This is a genomic window from Arthrobacter sp. ZGTC131 (assembly GCF_002929275.1).
In the GTDB taxonomy this organism is placed as follows: Bacteria; Actinomycetota; Actinomycetes; order Actinomycetales; family Micrococcaceae; genus Arthrobacter.
In genome coordinates, this window is record NZ_PJIK01000026.1 from 1 (window position 1) to 20701 (window position 20701).

Here is a 20701-nt window from a genome sequence, read left to right on the forward strand (position 1 = left end):
ACCGGAATGGCCGAGTACCAGGAAATCAAACACGTGTACCAAAACCTCCGTCCCGCCGTCACCGGATGGTTCCCCCAGTAAGGCCGGTCAGGGCAGGGCACAGGTTCATGGCACAACCAGAAAGGAAAGTATGTTGAACGGGCCGCATGAGCAGAATTTTGACTATGTAGTGGTAGGGGCGGGATCGGCTGGCGCTGTGGTCGCGGCCCGCCTGAGTGAGGACCCCTCGGTGCGGGTGGCGCTTATCGAGGCCGGCCCCTGGGACGAAGGCATCGACGAGGTACTCACCCTCAACCGGTGGATGGAACTGCTGGAATCCGGCTACGACTGGGACTACCCGGTTGAAGAACAGGAGAACGGAAACTCGTTCATGCGGATGGCCCGCGCCAAGGTGCTGGGCGGGTGCTCCTCGCACAATTCGTGCATTGCGTTCTGGGCCCCGGCTGAGGACATCGACGAATGGGAATCAAAGTTCGGCGCCGCGGGCTGGAACGCCGAGATGGCCTTCCGGATCTACCGAAAGATCGAAAACAACGCCGACGACGGCGAGCACCACGGCCACGACGGCCCGGTACGCCTGCGCAACGTGCCCCCCGCAGATCCCTGCGGTGTGGCACTGCTCGACGCGGCCGAGGCGGCCGGGATACCCCGCGCCAGCTTCAATGCAGGCAAGACCGTGACCCAGGGCGCCAATTTCCTCCAGATCAACGCCACAGAAGACGGGAAGCGGGCATCCTCGTCGGTGTCCTACCTGCACCCCGCCGTAAACCGCGAAAACCTGGTGATCCTTGACTCCACCCACGCCACCCGGTTGGTCTTCGACGACAGCAAGCGCTGCATCGGCGTCGAAGTGGTCGATAACGCCTTCAGCGCCCCAAGGACGATCGGGGCCTCCCGCGAAGTCATCGTCTCCGCCGGAGCCATCGATTCACCCAAGCTGTTGATGCTCTCAGGGATCGGTCCCGCAGAGCACCTGGCCAAGGTGGGGGTGGAGGTACTCGTTGACGCACCCGGGGTCGGCGCCAATTTCCAGGACCACCCCGAGGCCGTCATCCAATGGCAGGCAAAGAAGCCGATGGTCACCGAATCGACCCAGTGGTGGGAAATCGGAGTTTTCGCCCAAATCGACGAAGGCCTCGACCGGCCCGACCTCATGATGCACTACGGCACCGTCAACTTCGACATGCACACGTTCCGGCAGGGCTACCCCACAGCCGACAACGTGTTCTGCCTGACTCCGAACGTCACGCACGCCCGTTCCAGGGGAACCGTGCGCCTCCGCTCCCGGGACTACCGGGACAAGCCGCGGGTGGATCCGCGCTACTTCACCGACCCGGAGGGATACGACCTGCGGATCATGACGGCGGGCCTGCGCAAGGCACGGGAGATCGTGTCACAGGCCCCGCTGACAGAGTGGGCCGGTGAAGAGCTCTTCCCCGGAGCGGACGTGCAAACCGACGAGCAGATCCAGGACTACATCCGGCGCACACACAACACGGTCTATCACCCAGCTGGTACGGTCCGTATGGGCGCCGTGGACGACGAGATGTCCCCGCTTGACCCCGAACTCCGGGTTAAAGGCGTCACAGGTTTGCGCGTCGCCGACGCCTCCGTGATGCCCGAGCTCGTCACGGTGAACCCCAACGTCACCGTTTACATGATCGGGGAGCGTGCCGCTGAACTCATCGCCGGTGAACCCACGACAACGGCGGCGACTGAGGAAGCTGCCCTCGCAACCGTCTGACCCACAACCCTGCGGGCGGCCCCTCCTGGCCAGCAAGGCCGCCCGCAGAGGGCACGCCCCCAGCGAAACACCCGAAAAGCCCTCCAACCCCTAGAAACAGCCGGCCCCAAAGAGGAACCATGAACCTGCCAATCACTGACGCCACACAAGACTCATCCGGTGGCGGACCCTCCACCGGCCAGGCGAAGGGATGTTGTTCACCCTCCCGTGAGCCGCGTCTGCCGGTTGTTGCCAACGACGGGCCCGCCCTCAACATGGGTCTGACGGGGCAGGAATCCCACCACAGCATCGACATCCCCGCAGGGACATTCAGCATGGGCGATGCATTAGGGGAAGGATATCCCGCCGACGGCGAGACGCCTGTCCACGAGGTCACGCTGGACGGTTTCCGGATCGATGCCACCGCCGCCACCAATAACGTGTTCGCCGCCTTTATCCAGGCCACTGGATACCGCACCGAGGCTGAGCAGTACGGTTCCTCCGCGGTATTTCACCTGCTCTCCACTGCCACGGGCAAAGATGTCCTCGGAACCGCTGCCGGAGCGCCCTGGTGGCTGAACATCCGCGGCGCCGACTGGGCACACCCCGCCGGCCCAAACTCCAACTGGCAGGACATTCCGGACCACCCCGTGGTGCACGTCTCCCACCATGACGCCCTGGCCTACTGCACCTGGGCTGGCCGCCGGCTTCCCACAGAAGCCGAATGGGAATACGCCGCGCGCGGCGGCCTGGACGGAATGCGCTACGCCTGGGGCAACGAGCTCACCCCGGACGGAGAACACCGCTGCAACATCTGGCAAGGCACATTCCCAGCAGCCAACACACGGGATGATGGCCACGTCGGTACCGCCCCCGTCCGGTCCTTCCCTCCCAACGGGTACGGCCTGTATGAGATGGCCGGTAACGTCTGGGAATGGTGCGCGGACTGGTTTCTGCCCAAGTACTATCGCAACTCCCCCACCCACAACCCGCAAGGACCCACCATCGGCGCCGGACGCATCATGCGCGGCGGCTCCTACCTCTGCCACGACTCCTACTGCAACCGCTACCGCCTGGCGGCCCGCACCTCCAACACACCCGAATCATCCTCCGGCAACCTCGGCTTTCGCACCGTAGCGCTGGACTGAACAGGCACCGCCGACAGCAAGGGAACCCCTACGTGACAGCTACAAACTCCCAGGGCAGCGGACGAAGCGGTTTCTCCGCCAGGATCCTTGGCGGCGGGACTGAGCCGGACCCGCGGTTCACTCTCGCCAACGAGCGCACCTTCCTGGCCTGGATCCGCACCTCGCTGGCCCTGCTCGCCGGCGGAGTCGCCGTCGAAGCCTTCATGGCCGATCTCTTCGCCCCGGAACTGCGCAGAACCATTGCAGTGCTCCTGCTCGTGCTCGCCCTCGTCATCGGCGGCGGATCGTTCTTCCGCTGGCTGAACGTCGAGCGTGCCATGCGGCACAAGACCCCGCTGCCGCTGCCCTGGATCGCGCCCGTCCTCGCCGCCGGCGGCGCCCTCGTCGCGGCCGTAATGGTCATATTCGTCCTCGTCCGCGCCACCTGAGCCGTGCCGTTACAAAACAATCCGCCGACGCACGGTGACCCCGGCCTCCAGCCGGAACGCACAGACCTTGCCTGGGGCCGCACCACGCTGTCCATGGTGGTCGCCGCCGCCATCTTCCTCCGCTGGCTGCCCCACCACGGTTGGTTCGTCGGCACCCTGATTGCCGCCGCTGTCGTCACCGCCCTGGCCATCAACCTCACCCGCAAGCGCCGCTTCCACCGCGCCATCCACGGCATCCAACAAGAAAACATGGCCCCGAACATTGCATCGACGGCAGCAGTCGCCGTCAGCGTCGTCATCCTGGCAGTCCTGGGGATCTTCACGGTCCTCTTCCTGCCCCTCACCTAACTGACAGTGGCCCCTAAATCGGGGCAGCGACACGCGTGTATGGGTTGCCCCCATGGGAATCTCTCAGGCTGTCGCATGCTCTATGGACACCCGGACAAGTCATGCGGTTCAAGCTCCGCTTGGCCGGATGTAGGGAGAAAGCGGCTTTAATCACGAGGCTGCTCCTGCCGTAAGTGGATCTCTCAACTCCTGACGAGGCGAGCCTGCCTAAAGCCCTGCACAATTTAGAGGAGGACACACTCACGGAAGCCAAATGCACTACGTAAATGCCGGTAGCGCAACGTGCGCGTCTTTAGGAGGAGAACGAAACAAATTGGCTTATCTCTACCTGGTCCTGGCCATCAGTGCTGAGGTTATCGGCACGAGCCTGTTGAAATCGACCGAGGGATTCAGCAGGCTGTGGCCCAGCATCTGGTGCCTGGGATCGTACGCCATCGCTTTCGTCCTGCTGTCACAAGTAATCAAGACCGTATCGGTTGGCGTAGCGTATGCCCTTTGGTCAGGCCTCGGGACCGTTGCAATCGTTGCCATCGGCAGCGCCTTCCTGGGGGAAGAGATCACCCCCTTGAAAATCGTCGGCATCGGGCTCGTGGTTGCTGGGGTCGTCATACTGAATCTAGGAGGTGCCCACTGACCCTCCCCAAGTTCTGGAGAGCACAATGGGGATGCTAGTACATTAGTCTCGCAACATTGCTTAGCCGCGGCCGAACGATAACTACTTGAGAGGCAAGGGTGACGAGACGCTTAGCGCCTTGAGAGGACTGGGGCCTGGCTGTCTCTTTCATTCGTCTTGCATCTGTCGGCTTGTGGGACAGCACTTCGACGAATATCAGGCTGAGGTACACCCCAACCTGACGTCAGACTGCCACTGCAACACCGTCAGAATAGAGTCTCAAAAGCGTTTTCCGCACACGCTTTGATGTACCTCTCAGATGCCAACCTGACAAAGGCCACGAACAAGGTTAGAGGCCAGTGGGCGCAATCCGTGTATAAGGCGCCAAAGGGCGAAGCTCCGAAAGCCGTCGGAACAACACCAAGCCGAACCGCTGATTACCCGGTCGCGCCCCGCGAGCACACCCGTCACGGCCAGGACCGTCATGATGCCCGCGGTGACCAGGAGTGGAAGCATCCAGTCGCCGCTCAGATCGCGAAGGCCGCCAGACATCACCGGGCCCACCGCGGCCAGGCCGTAGCGCACGGACTGCGCCATGCCAGACAGGGACGCTGCCGGCGGATAGTTCGCCAGCCGACTGCCTTGTCTGTATCTCGGCCGCAATCGCTTCGAGCAGATTCAAAATGGGCTTGGACTGGACCATGAAACGGAATATGCGCTCTCCCCGCTACACCACCCACTATGACGAGCTTCCCCTGGTCAAGGCAGCCTAACGACGATGAGCATCCCTTCGCGCTCGAGAGTTTGCGAAGGGATGCTCATCGGGTTGGGCGGTGGCCTAGTGGAGCTACCTCACTGCGTCCGCAACAGATTGGGCGGCCGCGGCAGGAACAGGTGCCGGGTGGGCGGCAGTGGCAGGTTCTGTCGGGCCAGAGGCTTGGAGAACACGTCCCGGTACGGCCGCGGCATGGGCGGCGAGCACGCCGGTCTGGTGCCTGATCTTCAGCCGGTAGAGCAGGGCACCGCCGCCAGTGACCGCACCGACGAACAGGACACCGCCCCACTGTAGGTACCACTCGAAGGGGGGCACGGAGTTGTAGATCTCCGGGCGGGGCCAGATGAGGTTCAGCGTCATGGCGCCGCCCCACAGGACCGCGAGGATGTTCACTGGCAGTCCCCACTTGCCCAGGCTGAAGCCCGGCTCTGTCCCGTCATCGGCCAGCGGCCACTTCTTCTGGAACCGCTTGCGGAGCAGCGGAACGGTGACCAGCAGGTAGGAGAGGTAGATCAGGACGATGCTGATGCTGGAAAGGATGGTGAAGATGGCGGGCTGGGAGACGTTGACGATCAGTGGAATGATGGCGATGACACCGATGACGATGGCCGCCACCGTGGGCGTCTTCCGCTCGGGATGCACTTTGCTGAGCTGGCGGCTGAAGGGCAGGTTGTTGTCCCTGGCCATGGCGAACATCATCCGGATGGCGGCGGCGTGGACGGCCAAGGTACATACGGTCACGGCCACCACGATGCACACCAGGAACGCCTTGCCGAAGGGGCCTCCCAATACGGAGAGCACGATGTACTGCAGGCCGCCGTCGGCAGAGCCCAGCTTGGGATCGTTGAGGTCGGGGGCGGCCAAGAGTCCGCCAAGGAGAATCAGGCCGCCGAGGATGAAGGACGCGGTGATTGCACGGAGGATGGCCTTGGGGGCTGTCTTTTTCGGGTCCTTGGTCTCCTCGCCGAGGGAGCTGGCGGTGTCGAAGCCATACATGACGTACCCGGAGGCCATGGCGCCGATGAGGAACACCCCGAAGAAGCCGAGGTCGTGGTCCATGCCGTAGCCTGCGGTGCTGAAAAGGACGTCCGGGCCCCGCACGACATGCCAGGCCAGGGCCAGGATGAGGAGTACGGCGGCAGCGAGTTCCACGAAGACGCCGATGCTGTTGATTTTGGTCATCAGCTTCACTCCGAAGGCGTTGATGAGGGTGGAGATGGAGATCATGATGCTGGCGAGCAGCACGCCGTTGAGGGCGAAATCGTAGGTGCCGGTGCCGTCTCCGATGACCTGGAAACCGGACCAGATCTGGGGCAGGGTGAGCTGCAGGGCAAGGGCCACGGCTCCGAGCGCCACGATCGAGGAGATGAGCAGCAGCCAGCCTGCCAGCCAGGAGAAGGTGCCGGACGAGAGCCGCTTGGCCCAGTTGTACACGGAACCGGCTACGGGATAGCGGCCTGCGAGCTCGGCGAAGCAGAGCGCCACCATGAGCTGGCCGGCGAAGACGATAGGCCAGGACCAGGCGTAGGCGGGTCCTGCCATGGAGAAACCAAAGTAAAACAGTTGAAAAACGCCGGTGAGGATGGAGATGTAGCTGACACCGGCCGCGAAGCTGGCGAATTTGCCGATGCTGCGGTCCAGGGTCTGGGCATAGCCGAACTCGTCCATACCGCTTGAATCAGTACTCTTGCTGGGTTCCAACATTCGAACTCCTAGGTCAGAAAAGCACGGTGGTGATGACCCGCGGCCGCCATTGGACGCAGGTAATATCGACCGCCGGGCACCGCGCCTGCGGCGCCCGGCCATTTCCCCCAAAATGCTGTTGCTAGCCGGCGGTCCCCACCCTGGCGCCATCGGCAGGTGAGCCGAACCAGCCGCTGGATGCGGGCTGGATGTTCTGCCAGATGTGTTTTGCCTCGCGGTATTCGTTGAGGCCGGCGCGGCCCAGTTCACGGCCTATGCCGGATTTTCCGAACCCGCCCCATTCCGCCTGCGGGACGTACGGGTGGTAGTCATTGATCCAAACTGTTCCGTGCCGGAGGGCGCCCGCAACGCGCTGGGCTTTTGACGCATCCGACGTCCAGACCGCACCCGCCAGGCCGTACTCTGTGTCGTTGGCTATGGCAACGGCCTCTGCCTCGGTCCGGAACGTCTCAACTGTCAGCACCGGCCCGAAGGATTCCTCCCGCAGCACGCTCATACCGGAACGGCAGTTACCGAGCACGGTGGGCGGGTAGAAGAAGCCGTCCGCGAGCGTCCCGTCGTCAGGGATGTAGCCGCCGCACAAAAGCTCGGCACCCTCCGCGATGCCGGCCTGTACGTAGGCGTGGACCTGGTCACGGTGCTTGGCGGAAATCAGCGGGCCTGTTTCTGCGTCGGGATCAAAAGGCCCGCCCATCCGGATCTTTTTCGCCCGTTCCACCACCTCTGCCACCAAGCGCTCCGCAATCGTTTCCTCAACCACGAGGCGAGCCCCTGCCGAGCAGACCTGGCCTGAGTGCAGGAACACAGCGGTCAGGGCATTGTCGACGGCCGCATCCCAGTCGGCGTCCGCGAAGACGACATTGGGGTTCTTCCCGCCGAGCTCGAAGGCAACGCGCTTAACGGTCTCCGCAGCCGCCGCCATGATGGACTGGCCCGTTGCCAGGCTCCCGGTCAGGGAGACGAGGTCCACGCGCGGGTCCGAACTTAGCGGAGGACCCACCCTCGACCCGGATCCCGTGACCAGGTTCGCAACGCCGGCCGGAACCCCGGCCTCCGCGAGGGTTTCCATCAGCAGGATAGAGGTCGACGGCGTGAGCTCGCTGGGCTTGAGCACGAAGGAGTTCCCTGCTACCAGTGCCGGCGCCACCTTCCATGCCGCCTGCAGGAGCGGGTAATTCCAGGGTGCGATGAGGGCACAGACGCCGAGCGGTTCGTAAACCACCCGGCTGATGGCATTCGGCCGGCCCGTATCGATGACCCTGCCGGCATCGAGGCCCGCTATCTTCCCGTAGTAGCGGAAGCACGCGGCGATGTCGTCAATGTCGTATTCGGCCTCGACGAGGCGCTTGCCGGTGTCCAACGCCTCGGCCCGGGCATAAGCCGCCTTGTCCCGCTCAAGCAGCGCGGCGATGCGAAGCAGGACCTCACCGCGTTCGATGTCGGTAAGCCGGCGCCACGGCCCGCCGTCGAACGCTGCCCGGGCACTGGCGATCGCGCGCTCCGCGTCCTCGACGGTGGACGAGGAGACAACCGCCACCTCGCGTCCGTCCGCCGGGCAGCGCACAACTGTTGTCCCGCCGTCGGATGCCTGGTGCCAGGCGCCGTCAATGTACAAGCCCTTAATGGCGTCCTGCGCTTTTCCGGCGTCGCGGACCTGCTCAACCGTGGCGGTCATGATTTCTCCTTTTCCAGTGCATCCATCGTGTCTAGGCCAATGCCGCAGGGGCAGCAGAACCGGCAGTGTTACGCTCCAGCGGGCTGATTCCGTGCCGGTAGAACTCGGCATGCTGCGGTGCCAGCGGTGCCTTCCCCGCAATCAGGTCGGCAGCCTTCTCCGCCAGCATCATGACGGGGGCGTAGATGTTGCCGTTGGTCACATACGGCATGGCCGAGGCGTCCACAACCCGGAGGCCCTGCGTGCCGTGCACGGTCATGTTCAGCGGGTTCACGACGGCCATGGCGTCGGACTCCGGGCCCATCTTGGCGGTGCAGGAGGGGTGCAGGGCGGTTTCGGCATCCCTGGCCACCCAGTCCAGGATTTCAGCCTCGGTGCGGACGCTTTGTCCGGGCGAGAGCTCCCCGCCGTTGAAAGGCGCCATCGCGGACTGGCCCAGGATGTCGCGGGCCACGTGGACCGCCTCGACCCACTCGCGCCGGTCCTGCTCGGTGGAGAGGTAGTTAAAGAGCATGGACGGGTGGACGGTGGGGTCCGTGGACTTGATCTTCAGGGTGCCGCGGGCATCGGAGTACATGGGACCGATGTGCACCTGGTAGCCGTGCTTCGCGTCTGCCTTCTGGCCGTCATAGCGGACTGCGACCGGCAGGAAGTGGAACATCAGGTTCGGGTAGGCCACATCCTCGTTGGAGCGGACGAAACCGCCTCCCTCGAAGTGGTTCGTGGCAGCCGGGCCCTTGCGTCCGAGCAGCCACTGCAGGCCGATGAGGGGGTAGCGCCACAGGTCCAGGTTGGGCTGCATGGATACCGGCTGGGTGCAGGCGTGCTGGATGTAGACCTCCAGGTGGTCCTGCAGGTTTTCGCCGACGCCGGGAAGGTTGACCACTGGCTTGATGCCCAGCGAGCCCAGGTGTGCGGCGTCTCCCACTCCGGAGAGCTGCAACAGCTGCGGGGTGTTGATGGCGCCGCCTGACAGGATGACTTCACCGGCGTTTACCACGTGGGTCTGGCCGTTGCGGCGGTATGTGACGCCGGTGGCAATGGTGCCCTTGAAGTTGACCTTGGTGACCATCGCCCGGGTCAGGACGGTGAGGTTGGAACGGCCGGAATTGGGGCGGATATGGGCACGGGATGCCGAAAGGCGCTGGCCCTTGTGAACATTGCGGTCAAAGGCCGCAAAGCCCTCCTGGCGGTAACCGTTGACGTCATCAGTGAGGGGGTAGCCAGCTTCCTGGGCGGCCTTGAAGAACGCCTGGAAGAGCGGGTTGCTGGCCGGACCACGTTCCAGGACCAGCGGCCCGTCGTGGCCGCGAAGCTCGTCATCCGGATCCGCTGCCAGGGCGTTTTCCATCTTGTTGAAGTAGGGAAGGCAGTGGGAGAAGTCCCACGTTTCCATGCCCGTGTCGGCGCCCCAACGCTCGTAGTCGAGCGGGTTGCCGCGCTGGAAGATCATGCCGTTGATGGAGCTGGAGCCGCCCAAGACCTTGCCGCGGGCATGTGCCACCCGGCGTCCGCCCATGTGCGGTTCCGGATCGGACTGGTACCGCCAGTCGTACAGGGGGTTGCCGCTGGGGAACGTCAGGGCGGCGGGCATCTGGATGAACAGGTCCCAGGGGTAGTCGCTCCGCCCGGCCTCGAGAACCAGGACGCTGTTCTGGCCTCCTTCGCTCAGCCGGTTGGCGAGCACGGAACCCGCGCTTCCACCGCCGACGATGACGTAGTCGTAGTGGGTTTTTGTCATGCTGCAAACTCTCCTTCTACCTGGTGCCGGTCATGGTGCCCAGGGCGGGTCGTCGTTCTTTCGAAAGCGAAAGGTTGACCGTGTCAGCCGGAGAATCCGCGGTATCCCCTGGTGTGGCGTAGGTCATATTCAAGGAGAGTAGTGCACGTTGAACAAGTGTTCAATAGAAAAACTGGACAAACGTTCAAAATTTACGCCAGCGAAACATCACGTCCCGTGACGGGCCGCGGGAACGCGCACGTGTCCTTTAGATGTGTCGCGGTTCCGCCCTAATGTGACAGAGCATTGGTGCCGGGCCAGGGCAAGATGCAGGTATTGCCTTCGGTGCCGCGTCGTGCCGGACCAGTGGTGGCGCGCGGCCGCTATGCGGCGAAGGCGATTTCTTCGGTGCGGGCGATGCTCCGCCGTATGGATTCCTTCTCCACGCCAAGGAGCGCGGTCAGCCACATGCCGTCCTGCAGGACAACGATGTCGGCCGCTCGCTCCTTGCATTCCTTGGTGGACAGCTCCGGCTTGGCGTTCCCGATCAGGGCCGCGAGCCCGTCCAGGTATCGGTCGAACGCCGCCGCATTGATCAGGGCGAAATCTTCATCCGCCCTCGCGAGTGCCCACAGATGAAGGCGCAGGGACAGGTAGCGTGTCGTCAAGAGTTCCGGGCCCGCAACACGGCGGAGGGCATTCCGGAGCTGCTCGTCCGGGGGCAGGGCGGGATCCGGCGCAACCAATGCGAGGTCGTGCTTGTCGACGCTGTGCAGTGCCGCGCGGATCAGGCTCGATTTGTCCTCGTAGTAGTAGTTCACCAGACCGAGGGCGACTCCCGCCTCGCGCGCCACCGCGCGCATGCTGACACCAGAAATCCCGTGGCGCGACAGCAGTTCCAGGGCTGCTTCAAGAATGCGCGACGGCCTGTCGACCTGCTCGCCCTGTTCGCCCTGTTCGCGGGAGTTCACGGTGCCTGTATCCACCCCGCCAGCCTATGGTGAAAGCGATGCCGGTGCATCCCGGGATCCGCAGCCGCCCGCAAGACGTCCCGCTACGTTTCTTGTCCTTGCGCTACGCCGTGTTGAGCGTCCCGCGACGCCCCGTGAACGCCCACTACGGGAACGTTGTCGCGGTGCTGGGAGCTACCTAACCTCATCTCAGCATCCGCCCCAGCAAAGGAATTCCAGTGCCAGACTCCTCGAACAAGAGCAGCAAGAATCCACAGACCAGCAAAGCTCCACCCGGATTGTGGCCGGCCAGCCCTCCACCCCGAAGCGTCCCCTGGGCCTGAAGGTCGGCATCGCCGCCGCCGTCCTGGCCCTCATCGGCGGGGGCGCCGCCGTCGCCTCCGCTGTCAACAGCACTCCAGCGGCTGTCCAGGAAGCAACCCCCGCAGCAGAACTTAAGCTCGGCTACTTCGGCAACGTCACCCACGCCCCCGCGCTGGTAGGGGTCGGCCAGGGCCACATCGCGAAGGAGCTCGGCGACACCGAACTCAGCACCCAGGTGTCAGATGCCGGCAACGCCGGATCCTGACGGGTTATCCACCGCTACGGCTGCTGAGGGAGCTCCCCCAATGGCTTCCGATCCCAGCGGTGGATAACTTGGATTGACCGCAACGGTGGACTGCTCGGTTCTCTGCGCGGCGTTACGAACGGGTGCCTGCTTTCCTCATTGCCATTCAATTCGAGTACTGAAGGCCTCGTCTTGGGTTCTGATACTCGCGTGATCCTATTGTTCAATAGGCTGCTAGCCTTATTTCATGGCAAGAAAGACAGTCGTTCTCCTGGAAGATGATATTGACGGCTCGGAAGCCAACGAAACGATATCTTTCGCCCTCGACGGTAGTGAATACGAGATTGACCTCAATGAGGGACATGCTAGGGAACTGCGTGAAGCACTGGCACGCTTTGCCAGCGCTGGCCGCAAAGTTGCTGGCGGACGAGGCCGTCCTGCAGTTCGTGCCAAGTCTTCCTCCAACGGTGGCCCGGACGCCAAAGCGGTACGGACGTGGGCTGCTGAGAACGGCATACCGGTGAATACGCGTGGTCGTATCCAAGCGGAAGTTGTAGAGAAGTACGAAGCGGCTCACTAGAGCCAGGAAAACAAAATCAGGGCCGGAATCAATTACTGATTCCGGCCCTGATTTTGTTTGCCGGATACTGCATCCTGAGCTGATTTTCATACAGGAATAGTCCGCACGTCTGGGAACCAACCCGCTGGGGCTTTTTTAGGTATGAGATGTTCGGGACCCCGGTGTTTTTGCATGTCGATTTGTAAAACGACCCGAGCGGGTCGAGGAGCACGCTCACCATCCAGCGGTGCTAGTCAAAGATTCCTGCTTCAGGGGTCTTATGGGGAAGAGCAGCTCTGTCCCGGGCGGGGGTTTTGTGCCCGTCGTAGGCGCATTTTTTGAACGGGCCTTCTTTGTCCATGAGGACGCGCATGTGCGGGTCGGCGTGGTTCAGCCACCAGGTGCTAACCCCGAGAGCAGGTTCGAGCCGTAAGTGTTCCCAGGCCCGCCAGATGGCTTCCATCCGGATGAGGGCTTCGGGGTGTTTGTACCACTCCGGGCACCACGCGTAGGCTGCGCCCTCGTTGACTTCACGGACGTAGGACTGGGCCAGGAGGTCAGCGAAGAACTCCACGGCGCTGGAGTACACCAGTTCCGGTTCGGGCTCAGCGTGGCTGTGCCCGCCGGCCGGGGACTGCTCGTCGTCCCCGAAGGCGTCCGCGAACTCCTCACTCACGCCCTGCCGCCGTCCGTCCATGGATTGTGGGCGGCAACAGCCACAGGGGCGCGCTCAATTGTTTCCTTGGCGGCGAGGGAGTCTTTGACCTTCTGGGCGTGGGGGCCGTTCATCCAGGGGATGGTTTCGATCATGGTGGCCGGGGCGCCGGAGGCGAGCAGGATGGCCCGGAACCTGGGTAGCGCGGTGAGGTCTGCGACCGAGAGGATTTCGTCCTTGCTTTCCTGCCGGGAGGAGGAGGACCCGTGTTTGCTGTGGCTGCGGGAGACGTTGATGTAGCTGTATTGGCCGATGAGGCGGGAGAGCTCGTCGAGGTAGCCGACTTCGGAGACGCCGCCGCCGTAGATTTTGACGTTGGATGCGGACCAGAGTTTCCGCATGCCTTCCAGGTTCCAGACTTCCACGCCCTGGGACCAGGACTGCAGGATGGTCATGAGGATGATGCCGCGGGAGCCGTAGTGGCTGTACTGGTCCGGCAGGGCCTTCCACCGGCAGACGTTCGCGGCTTCATCGAGGATGCCCAACAGCGGGGTTGCGAGGCGCCCGCCGGGTTGGGAGGTGGCGTACTTTTCGGCCGCTTCGACCACGGCGACGGTCAGGGCGGTGACGAGGGGGCCGGCGGTTCCGACGCCTTCGCGGGAGAGGCTGTAGAGCGTGCCTTTGCCGCGGACGAAGTCTTCGGGGACGAACTGCGGGCGGGGGTCGGTGTCGACGGTGGTGCCTGCTGTGGGGGTGACCCATTGGCTGACGTCCCGGTCGGTGAGGCAGGAGACCATTTGCCGGGCGGTGCCGTAGACGCCGGCCCGCTGCTTTTCCGGTTCCCGGATGTGGCCGATGACCATGTCTGCCAGGAGGTCAAAGCCAGCGGTGCGCAGGATGTCAGCCGGCGCTTCGTCGTGCGGGCGGGTCAGCCAGGTGTAGACCTGTGTGATCGGGGCGGCGCTGAGTGAGGCGGCAAGCAGGAGGGCTTTGAGCAGGTTTTGCCCGGCCGGGTCGAAGTAGGCGTCGGGTTTTGTGCCGGGTTCGCGGGAGCCTGCAGCGAAATGCTGGGCCATGTTCCCTGCCGTGGCTTCGTTCTTCACGTAGGAGAGCGGGTTCCACCACCAGGATGGCTCTTCCTCGGCAACGGCCTGCGGGTCAAAGACCCACACCTGTCCGGCCTCGGAGCGGATGGGGCGGGTGACGTCGACGATGTCGCGTTTGTTCGAGGTGGCGATCACCGCGCCGGGGGCGTCGAGGATGGCGGGGACGGCGTAGGAGGTGGTCTTCATCGTGCGGGGCCCGGCGATGAGGATCAGCATGTCCTCCCACGATGCCCAGAGTGGGCGTTTCCCGGCAACGCTGCGGCCAAGGCAGACACCGGTGGAGTTTTCCACGCCGAGGCGCACGGCCGTGGCCGTGGCGCCCTTGGTCGAGAGGTGGTTCAGGTCCTTGCCCCGGCCCATGTACACGGCAGCCTTGTCCACCCGGGTGCGTTTGCTCGCGGTCCGGGACCGCACCACCAGTACCGTCACTACCAGTGCGGCCAGGACACCGGCCAGCACGCAGGCCACTACGGTGGATTGGTCCGGCCAGGGCACCCGCCCCTTGGCCAGCCCGGCGATCAGGTCAATCGGGTGCGCCGGAGGGGCGGCGAGGCCGGCCATCCAGGACCCGAGGTGGGCGGCGGCCCAGGTGCCGCCGCCGAAGATGGTGGCGGCGCCGATGGCCAGCCAAATTCCGATCGCGTCGCCGAGGCCGGTTCCCTTGCGGTTCGGGGCACTCATGCCGCACCTTCTTCCCGGATCGGAGCTGCCGCATCCAGCAGAGTTTCTGACGGTGCATGCCAGCGCTTATTTGTGTCATTGAGGGAGGCCTCGATGGAGGTTAAACCGATTTGGACGGGGATGCCGGGGCGGCCGCCGACTTTGATCAGGAACTTCCCCCGGCCCGGGGGTTCGACGTCGCCGCCGCGGGAGTCCCACGCGGGCGGGTCCTGCCAAGAGATGAGCTTCTGCTGTTCCTGCCGCGAGAGCGGGATCGCAGCCGTCAGCAGCGGCATTTCCGAAGCCGGGAGGCCTGCGCAGATGACCATGCCGGCGCGTTCGACGAAGCCGCGGGCCTTCATCCGGTCCTCCTCCGCCGGGAGGGCCAGCAGGTCGGACATGGTGTGGGAGATCATGACCTGCCCGACACCCACGGAGCGGTTGAGCCGGGTGAGGGCATCCACCCGGTCCACCATGCCCTTGCCGGCGCGCAGGGCCCGCCAGAGTTCGTCCAGGACGACGAGGTAGTTCCGGCGTGGTTCCAGGCCGGCGTCGGCGAGGGCGTTGGCGACGTTCACCGTGCCGAATCCGTAGGACCAGCAGGCCAGCAGCACGGCGGCCTGCAGGTCCGTTTCTGTCTCGTCGATGCTGGAGACGTCGAAGACGACCGCACGGTCCCGCCGCATGGGGTTCGTGGTTTGCCGGGAGAAGATTTCGCCGAGCTTGCCGCCGCCGGTCAGGCCCAGGAGCGTGGCCTCCAGTGCCCGGGTTTCCTGCAGGTAGACGTCCAGGTCGCCGCGGTCCAGTGCGACCTGGCGCAGTTCGGCCGGGGCAGCGGTGATCACGTCCAGCAGGTCTTTCAGGACCGGGACGCCGTCGAAGGTGTCATCGAGGACCCGCAGGGCGCGGTCTAGGATCGTCTGTTCCTGATCCGTCGGAGGGCTGTTGCGGCTGATCGTGATCAGGGAGACGACCATGTTCAGGCGGCGGCCGTGGGCGTCGGCCCGGACCCGGACCGCCGCCGCGTGATGGCCCTCGTTCTCGAGGAGACGGGCGGCCTCGACCGCATGGCCGGGGTCGAGGATGTTCAGGTATCCCCGGCCCCGGCCAAGCTCAACGACCTGCCCGCCAAGGGCTTCCACCGCGTCCACATGCTCACCCTTCAGGTCGCCGAGGACGAGCGGGTGAACGCCCTGACCGGAGAGGCCCAGCATCATGCGGCGCACGAGCGTGGACTTCCCCAGTCCGGGCTTGCCGAGAATGAACGCGGACGGGTTGGAAATCAGGCGGGCGCGCTGGAACCAGCTGATCGGATCACAGCAGACCGTGGCCCGCGTCTCCTCATGCCGGCCCAGCGGAATCCCGATCATGGGCGAGGACGTGCCGGAGCTGAACGGCCACAGCCCACAGACCTGCACGGTAGTCCCCCGGTACTCCCGGACGCCCGTCACCAGGGACGCTGAGCCGCCGCCCCGGCCGCCCCAGCCGCGCGAACCGGGAACGCGATCCCGGACCTTGGCGGCTTTCCGGGCCTTGGCCGGAGCCTGGGTGGTGTGGGTGTTCTTCTTCGTTGGCAGGAACCTCATGCGGGCCATTTACAGTGCCTCCCTGATTTCGCTGGGCAGAAGGATGTGCCTGGGCAGCACCAAGCCCAAGGGCAGGGACGCTGCGAACGCGGTGTCCTGGGATCCGTAGGCGCGGCGCAGCAGTACCCTCGCGGTGCCGGAGGTCTGTTCGATGGCGGCCACCGCGTCGGGTAGCCGGGCGGCGTCGGTGACGGTCGCGGTGACGACCATGCCGAAGTTCACCAGCCCGGCACCCTGGGCTTCTTCCTGGGCGGTCTGCGCGGCGGAGCGGGCATCGACCAGGGCCCGGGCGCTGGGACGGTTTCCGGAGCTGATGCGGACATTGGCGTTGTTCTGGTCCCGTTCGACCACGGCGGCCGCCCGGGCCGAATCCATCGGGCGGTACAGCAGGGACACGCGCTTGCGGTCGATGTCCCCGTGCGGGGCCAGCAGGCGGGACAGGACGGAGGAGTTCACCGACCCGCGCGGTGCGCCGGTCATGGTCCAGGAGACGGAGAATGCGCTGTCGTGCCGGTAATCATCCCAGCCGGCCTGTGTGGCGGTGGGGCCGGCCTCGCCCCATCCCAGGGTGACGGGGGTGCCGGCGGCGTGGGCTTCATCAATGATCAGGGCTGCCGGCGGGTCGTAGGCGATCCGTACGACTTCGCAGAGTTCCTGCGCGGACATCGGCCGGGCGATACCGGCGCCGGTGGACTGCAGCCGGGCACCAAGGCCCGGGATGCGGGAGGCCACGTCGCGGGCGACATCCTCCGGCTCCCGCTTCCGCGACCCGGCACGCAGGGAGGCGCTGAACGTCAGGGACACCCAGGCCCGGACCGTGGCTGAGCCTTCCGGGTAGGTGCGGACGACCTCACGGAGGATCGCCTTCGCGGCTTCCGGCGCGTTCTCATCGATGTTCATTTCGACTTCGTTGCGCAGCCGGTAGCCGGAGTCCGGGGCGGTCTCCACCGTCACGGCGGCGGCTTCCAGCCCTGCTTCGTCACCGAGTCCGGCGATCCAGCCGCCCCAGTTCGCCACCCAGGCATCGACCTGTTCCGGGTCCACGAGGGATGCCCCGTCGGGTTCGGTGGAGAAGATCACCGTGAAGTGGTTGGTGGTGGGGACGTGGAGCATGGCGAAGGGGCGGTTGTAGGAGTCGTTGAACTCGTACAGCCGGGACTTCGCCGCCAGCCCGGGGAGCTGGTACATCCCCCACTCCGTCACCCCGAGAGGGCCCGAGCGGTACAGGTTCGCACCCGAGGAACGGGCGAGGCGGAAATTCATCCGGGTCGCGAAACGGTCCACCACGGACTGGCCGTGCTTGTCCTTGACGGTCAGCAGCAGGACCAGCACCCCGGCGACGGCCAGGACGCCGAGGCCGGCGAAGAGGCCCCAGATGGCAAAGCTGATGATGCCCAGCAGCAGCCCGGCCATGACAATGCCGGTGCCGATAGCGCCGAGGTCACCCAGGCCGGCGGACCTCGGGACCCGCCAGTTTCCGTAGGACGGTTCCTTGTATTCGGTGTCAATTGCTGCCACTGGGGCCCTCCCCCGTTGAATCCTGCGCGGTCTGTTGAGCGGCCTGAGCGGCCCGTGACGCCATCTGAACACCTGCGGCGACGGCCATGCCCGTTGGACCTGCTGCCTTCGCCGCTCCTGCACCGGCGGTGCCTGTTCCGGACCCTGCTGCGGCAGTTGTGGCCGTTCCTGAACTGTCTTTGCCGGGCGATCCCCAGGGCCCGGACGTTCCGGTTGAGGCCGGCGTCGGTTTGCCGTTGCCGCCACTGCTCCCGCCCGCTCCCTTGCTGCCTTGGGGGGTGGCGCCGGTGGCCGCCGGCTGGCTCGGAGGCGTGGGGGTCGCGTTTCCCCTGCCGCTGCGTCCGAGCGAGACGGCGCCGGTGGCCATGACCCCGGCCGCTGCTCCCGCTCCCCCGCCGGAACCGGAAGCCACGGCTCCGACCATCGGGGTGACGAAGCGCATCAACGCCGGGAGGGCGAGGAGCGCAACAATCATCAGGGCGAAGCCCGTGATCGAGCCCACCAGGTCATTGCCGCCGGCGGACGCTGCCATGAGTTTGAAGGCCACGGCGTAGACGATGGCGGCCGCCGGTTTGTAGAGGATGAAGGCGATGGTCCAGCCGACAGCTTTCTGGAACCACTGCCTGCCCATCTCGGTATTGGTGAAGGCCGCGGTGGTGGGCAGAATGCCCGCCAGGATCACCAGCATCCCGGTCCGGACCACCATCAGGACGATCTGCACCAGCGAGGCAATCAGGCCCACCAGCCCCAGGATGATCAGAATGAACACCCCGACGCCCGTCTGGTTGGTCATGACGAGCGTGCTGATGGCACTCGCGAAACCCCTGCCGTCCGTTGAGCGGTTGATGATGGCCACCGAAAACGCATCGGCCGCGATCACCAGAATGGAAATCACCCCCAAGCCAAGCCCGGAGACAAGAGTGAGCGTCAGCAAGGACCGGAGCAGTTCTCTCAGCGGTGCGCCACGCTGCTCCCACACCATCCGCATACCGCCGATGATCACCGACAGAACAGCCAACACCAGCGTCCAATGGGCCAGCTCCGAATCGAGGAATTTCACAACCGGGCTCGGCGTCACCCCGTCGGCGGTGGTGAGGTTAGCTGTTGGCATCTTCACCCAGAACGTTGACAGCGTGGTCACCATCTGGCTCATGCCCGCCATGATGGCTTTCGCTAAATTCGCAATAGCATCGCTAGCTGCAGTGGAGACCACATTTCCAGCGTGGCAACCAACGTCGATGATGTTGCACTCGGCCATTTCAGACCCCGGACCATACGATAAAGCCGCTCAAATCGCTTAGCTGGGTGATGTCATTAATCAACTTCCCGTCGTCTGACACCTTGGCCTTCCAATCCCCCTCAACCCAGCGAAGCGGCAGCACTGTGTGTGCCAATACGCCGTTCTTGGTTTCGAACGCAAGATCCACGTCGGCTTCCGTGTGAGCGTAGGACTTGATTAGGAAGCCACGGATTTGAACGGTTGTGTCCCCGCCCGTGGGTGAAGCCATGGTTTCGGACTCCCGCATGGCTATCTCCCGGCCCGGCCCAGGCACGAGCAGCTGGTCGGTCAATTTCGTGTTGAGTGCCTGTGACTGGGAAGAGCTCAGCGCAATCATGCTCACAGCTGAGTAGAGGGCTCCGGTTGGTGAATGCGCAAAGCAGGAACGGAATCCGTCGCTGTCCGTCACCCCGGGCCCAAATGTCTTGGGATCTGTAGGAGTTGCCATTTTTCCCACCAACGTCCAGGTGGACTTTGGGGCAATCCCCAGGGCCGTTTCCGAAGTCGATGGAAGCCCGCAGGTGCTCGTGGTGCTCGCGCCGGATGCCGTGGAAGAAGCTGTCGGCGATGTTGTGGTCCCGGCTGCGGCAGGCTGTCCGCCACTGTCGCTCTTGGGTACGAGGAAGATGACCAGTACCGCGGCGATCAAGGCAAGAACCAGGGCAGCAGAGATGATGAACGCGGGCCTGGTGAAGGGATTCTGTTCGGTGGTGCTTTGCGTGGATTCGCTCATGATGAACCTCCGATTGTCGGGTTAGGCGAAGGCGGTGACGATGCCCGACGCGCCGGTGATGATGATGCAGCCGGCTAGGACCCAGCCGAGCTTCCCGATGGATTCGCCGCCTTCGCCGCGGCGTAGCTGGATGACCATGCCGATGCCGACGATGATCACGCCCAAGACGCCGAGGACGAGGCCGATTCCGGAGGCCCAGTTCAGAACGGTCAACAGGCCTTGTGCCTGGGGAGGGACGACGGGGGTCGGCTTCGGGATGACGCTGAGGGGAAGGGCGGAGATGAGATTGACCATGGTGAGACCTTTCGACGGGTAGAGCTGTTGTGAGGTTGGTGGTTAGTTGGTGAGGGCTGCCAGGTCAGCGCTGAGGCGCTGGTATTCACGGCCCGGGGCCCCGGTATCCGTGGCGCCCAGCCGCCAGGATTCGACCCATGGGAGCATCCAGAGCCGTGGTGCCCCGCCGCCGACGAGGACGGTGAACTCCCCGAGGGCTTTGGGCAGCTTTCCGGGTGCGTCGGCCAGAACGGCGAGCCCCAGCAGCTCGACGTCCGGCGCCGCGCCGGAGGCCCATTGGATGAGCGCGCTTTGCGCGGCCTTCAGACCCCGCATATCCGAGCGGCATGCCAGCAGGACGGCAGGCTTACCGTAGCCGTCTTCGGGGACCGGCCAGGCATGCTCGGTCGGCCGTGCGCCGGCCAGGATGTTGCTGAGCCGGCTCTCGCCGGCTCCCCCATGAACACCGGTGACCCAGAGCGTGGCCGTGCCGGTCACCAAGCGTTGGCCGAGGCGGTCCGCTGCATCCGGTTCGACCATCCCCAGCAAAGGCTCCCTGATCGCGGCTGGCGGAGGAAAGTGCACCTCCGCGGCGTCGCCTTCAGGTCTGGCGTCCGGAGCCGGGGTAATCCACGGGTTCAGTAGCTGGTTCATGTGTCCCCCTTTCGGAGAGGTTGTCG

General features: G+C 64.7%; 19 protein-coding genes and 1 pseudogene. 8 read left to right on the forward strand and 12 right to left on the reverse strand.

The genetic code is table 11. From position 1 onward, the window contains the following. The first annotated feature begins 130 nt into the window (after positions 1-130). The 6 genes from CXQ90_RS20670 to CXQ90_RS23100 all read left to right on the forward strand — a co-directional run bounded on the left by CXQ90_RS20670 (position 131) and on the right by CXQ90_RS23100 (position 5033). Positions 131-1744 (forward strand): GMC family oxidoreductase, encoded by a 1614-nt coding sequence (locus CXQ90_RS20670; RefSeq protein ID WP_104141225.1) that lies wholly within the window; start codon positions 131-133, stop codon positions 1742-1744. Positions 1745-1998: 254 nt separating this feature from the next. After that, a complete protein-coding gene (locus CXQ90_RS20675; RefSeq protein WP_104141256.1) occupies positions 1999-2871 on the forward strand; it encodes a formylglycine-generating enzyme family protein in 873 nt (290 codons plus the stop codon). Between the two features lie 32 nt (positions 2872-2903). Beyond that, complete coding sequence (locus tag CXQ90_RS20680; protein ID WP_104141226.1) at positions 2904-3299, forward strand: YidH family protein; 396 nt, start codon at positions 2904-2906, stop codon at positions 3297-3299. 3 nt (positions 3300-3302) lie between these two features. Further along, on the forward strand, positions 3303-3647 hold the full coding sequence (locus tag CXQ90_RS20685; protein WP_104141227.1) for a DUF202 domain-containing protein: 345 nt from the start codon (positions 3303-3305) through the stop codon (positions 3645-3647). A gap of 313 nt (positions 3648-3960) precedes the next feature. Continuing rightward, positions 3961-4281, forward strand: coding sequence for a multidrug efflux SMR transporter (locus tag CXQ90_RS20690; RefSeq protein WP_104141228.1), 321 nt, complete (start codon positions 3961-3963; stop codon positions 4279-4281). Between the two features lie 485 nt (positions 4282-4766). Continuing rightward, positions 4767-5033 carry a DUF4113 domain-containing protein gene (locus CXQ90_RS23100; protein ID WP_258064664.1) on the forward strand — a complete coding sequence of 89 codons (267 nt, stop codon included), beginning with the start codon at positions 4767-4769 and terminating at the stop codon, positions 5031-5033. Between the two features lie 74 nt (positions 5034-5107). On the opposite strand, the gene CXQ90_RS20705 is transcribed toward CXQ90_RS23100, so the two are convergent. From CXQ90_RS20705 to CXQ90_RS20720, 4 genes are all read right to left on the reverse strand, one after another. Beyond that, entirely contained in the window at positions 5108-6739 is a 1632-nt protein-coding gene (locus tag CXQ90_RS20705; RefSeq protein WP_258064665.1) for an APC family permease, read from the reverse strand. Positions 6740-6860: 121 nt separating this feature from the next. Then, positions 6861-8414, reverse strand: coding sequence for an aldehyde dehydrogenase family protein (locus CXQ90_RS20710; RefSeq protein ID WP_219816732.1), 1554 nt, complete (start codon positions 8412-8414; stop codon positions 6861-6863). Positions 8415-8445: 31 nt separating this feature from the next. Beyond that, the gene (betA, locus tag CXQ90_RS20715; RefSeq protein WP_104141229.1) at positions 8446-10155 is read right to left on the reverse strand and encodes a choline dehydrogenase; all 1710 of its coding nucleotides are present in this window, start codon (positions 10153-10155) and stop codon (positions 8446-8448) included. A gap of 362 nt (positions 10156-10517) precedes the next feature. Further along, positions 10518-11120: a TetR/AcrR family transcriptional regulator gene (locus tag CXQ90_RS20720; protein ID WP_258064666.1), complete on the reverse strand. Its 603-nt coding sequence runs from the start codon at positions 11118-11120 to the stop codon at positions 10518-10520. Positions 11121-11382: 262 nt separating this feature from the next. On the opposite strand from CXQ90_RS20720, the pseudogene CXQ90_RS20725 reads away from it, so the two are divergent. Both CXQ90_RS20725 and CXQ90_RS20730 read left to right on the forward strand, forming a co-directional pair. After that, positions 11383-11658: pseudogene (locus CXQ90_RS20725) on the forward strand (sulfonate ABC transporter substrate-binding protein); the annotation flags it as partial. Between the two features lie 241 nt (positions 11659-11899). After that, the gene (locus tag CXQ90_RS20730) at positions 11900-12232 is read left to right on the forward strand and encodes an Lsr2 family protein (protein WP_104141231.1); all 333 of its coding nucleotides are present in this window, start codon (positions 11900-11902) and stop codon (positions 12230-12232) included. 229 nt (positions 12233-12461) lie between these two features. On the opposite strand, the gene CXQ90_RS20740 is transcribed toward CXQ90_RS20730, so the two are convergent. The 8 genes from CXQ90_RS20740 to CXQ90_RS20775 form a co-directional block, all read right to left on the reverse strand. Continuing rightward, positions 12462-12887 carry a DUF4913 domain-containing protein gene (locus CXQ90_RS20740; protein WP_258064667.1) on the reverse strand — a complete coding sequence of 142 codons (426 nt, stop codon included), beginning with the start codon at positions 12885-12887 and terminating at the stop codon, positions 12462-12464. After that, positions 12884-14653: a type IV secretory system conjugative DNA transfer family protein gene (locus CXQ90_RS20745; RefSeq protein WP_104141233.1), complete on the reverse strand. Its 1770-nt coding sequence runs from the start codon at positions 14651-14653 to the stop codon at positions 12884-12886. The genes CXQ90_RS20740 and CXQ90_RS20745 overlap by 4 nt, the downstream gene beginning before the upstream one ends. Next, the gene (locus CXQ90_RS20750) at positions 14650-16227 is read right to left on the reverse strand and encodes a DUF87 domain-containing protein (protein ID WP_104141234.1); all 1578 of its coding nucleotides are present in this window, start codon (positions 16225-16227) and stop codon (positions 14650-14652) included. Before CXQ90_RS20750 ends, CXQ90_RS20745 begins: the two co-directional genes overlap by 4 nt. Then, positions 16228-17736 (reverse strand): SCO6880 family protein, encoded by a 1509-nt coding sequence (locus CXQ90_RS20755; protein ID WP_104141235.1) that lies wholly within the window; start codon positions 17734-17736, stop codon positions 16228-16230. It lies immediately after the preceding gene. After that, positions 17723-18889 (reverse strand): hypothetical protein, encoded by a 1167-nt coding sequence (locus tag CXQ90_RS20760; protein WP_308470564.1) that lies wholly within the window; start codon positions 18887-18889, stop codon positions 17723-17725. The genes CXQ90_RS20755 and CXQ90_RS20760 overlap by 14 nt, the downstream gene beginning before the upstream one ends. Positions 18890-18995: 106 nt before the next feature. After that, positions 18996-19748 (reverse strand): hypothetical protein, encoded by a 753-nt coding sequence (locus CXQ90_RS20765; RefSeq protein WP_104141237.1) that lies wholly within the window; start codon positions 19746-19748, stop codon positions 18996-18998. Between the two features lie 21 nt (positions 19749-19769). Then, positions 19770-20042, reverse strand: a complete 273-nt coding sequence (locus tag CXQ90_RS20770; protein WP_104141238.1) for a TrbC/VirB2 family protein — start codon at positions 20040-20042, stop codon at positions 19770-19772. A 42-nt stretch (positions 20043-20084) separates the two neighbouring features. Further along, entirely contained in the window at positions 20085-20675 is a 591-nt protein-coding gene (locus CXQ90_RS20775; RefSeq protein ID WP_104141239.1) for a DUF6668 family protein, read from the reverse strand. Positions 20676-20701: the final 26 nt, after the last annotated feature.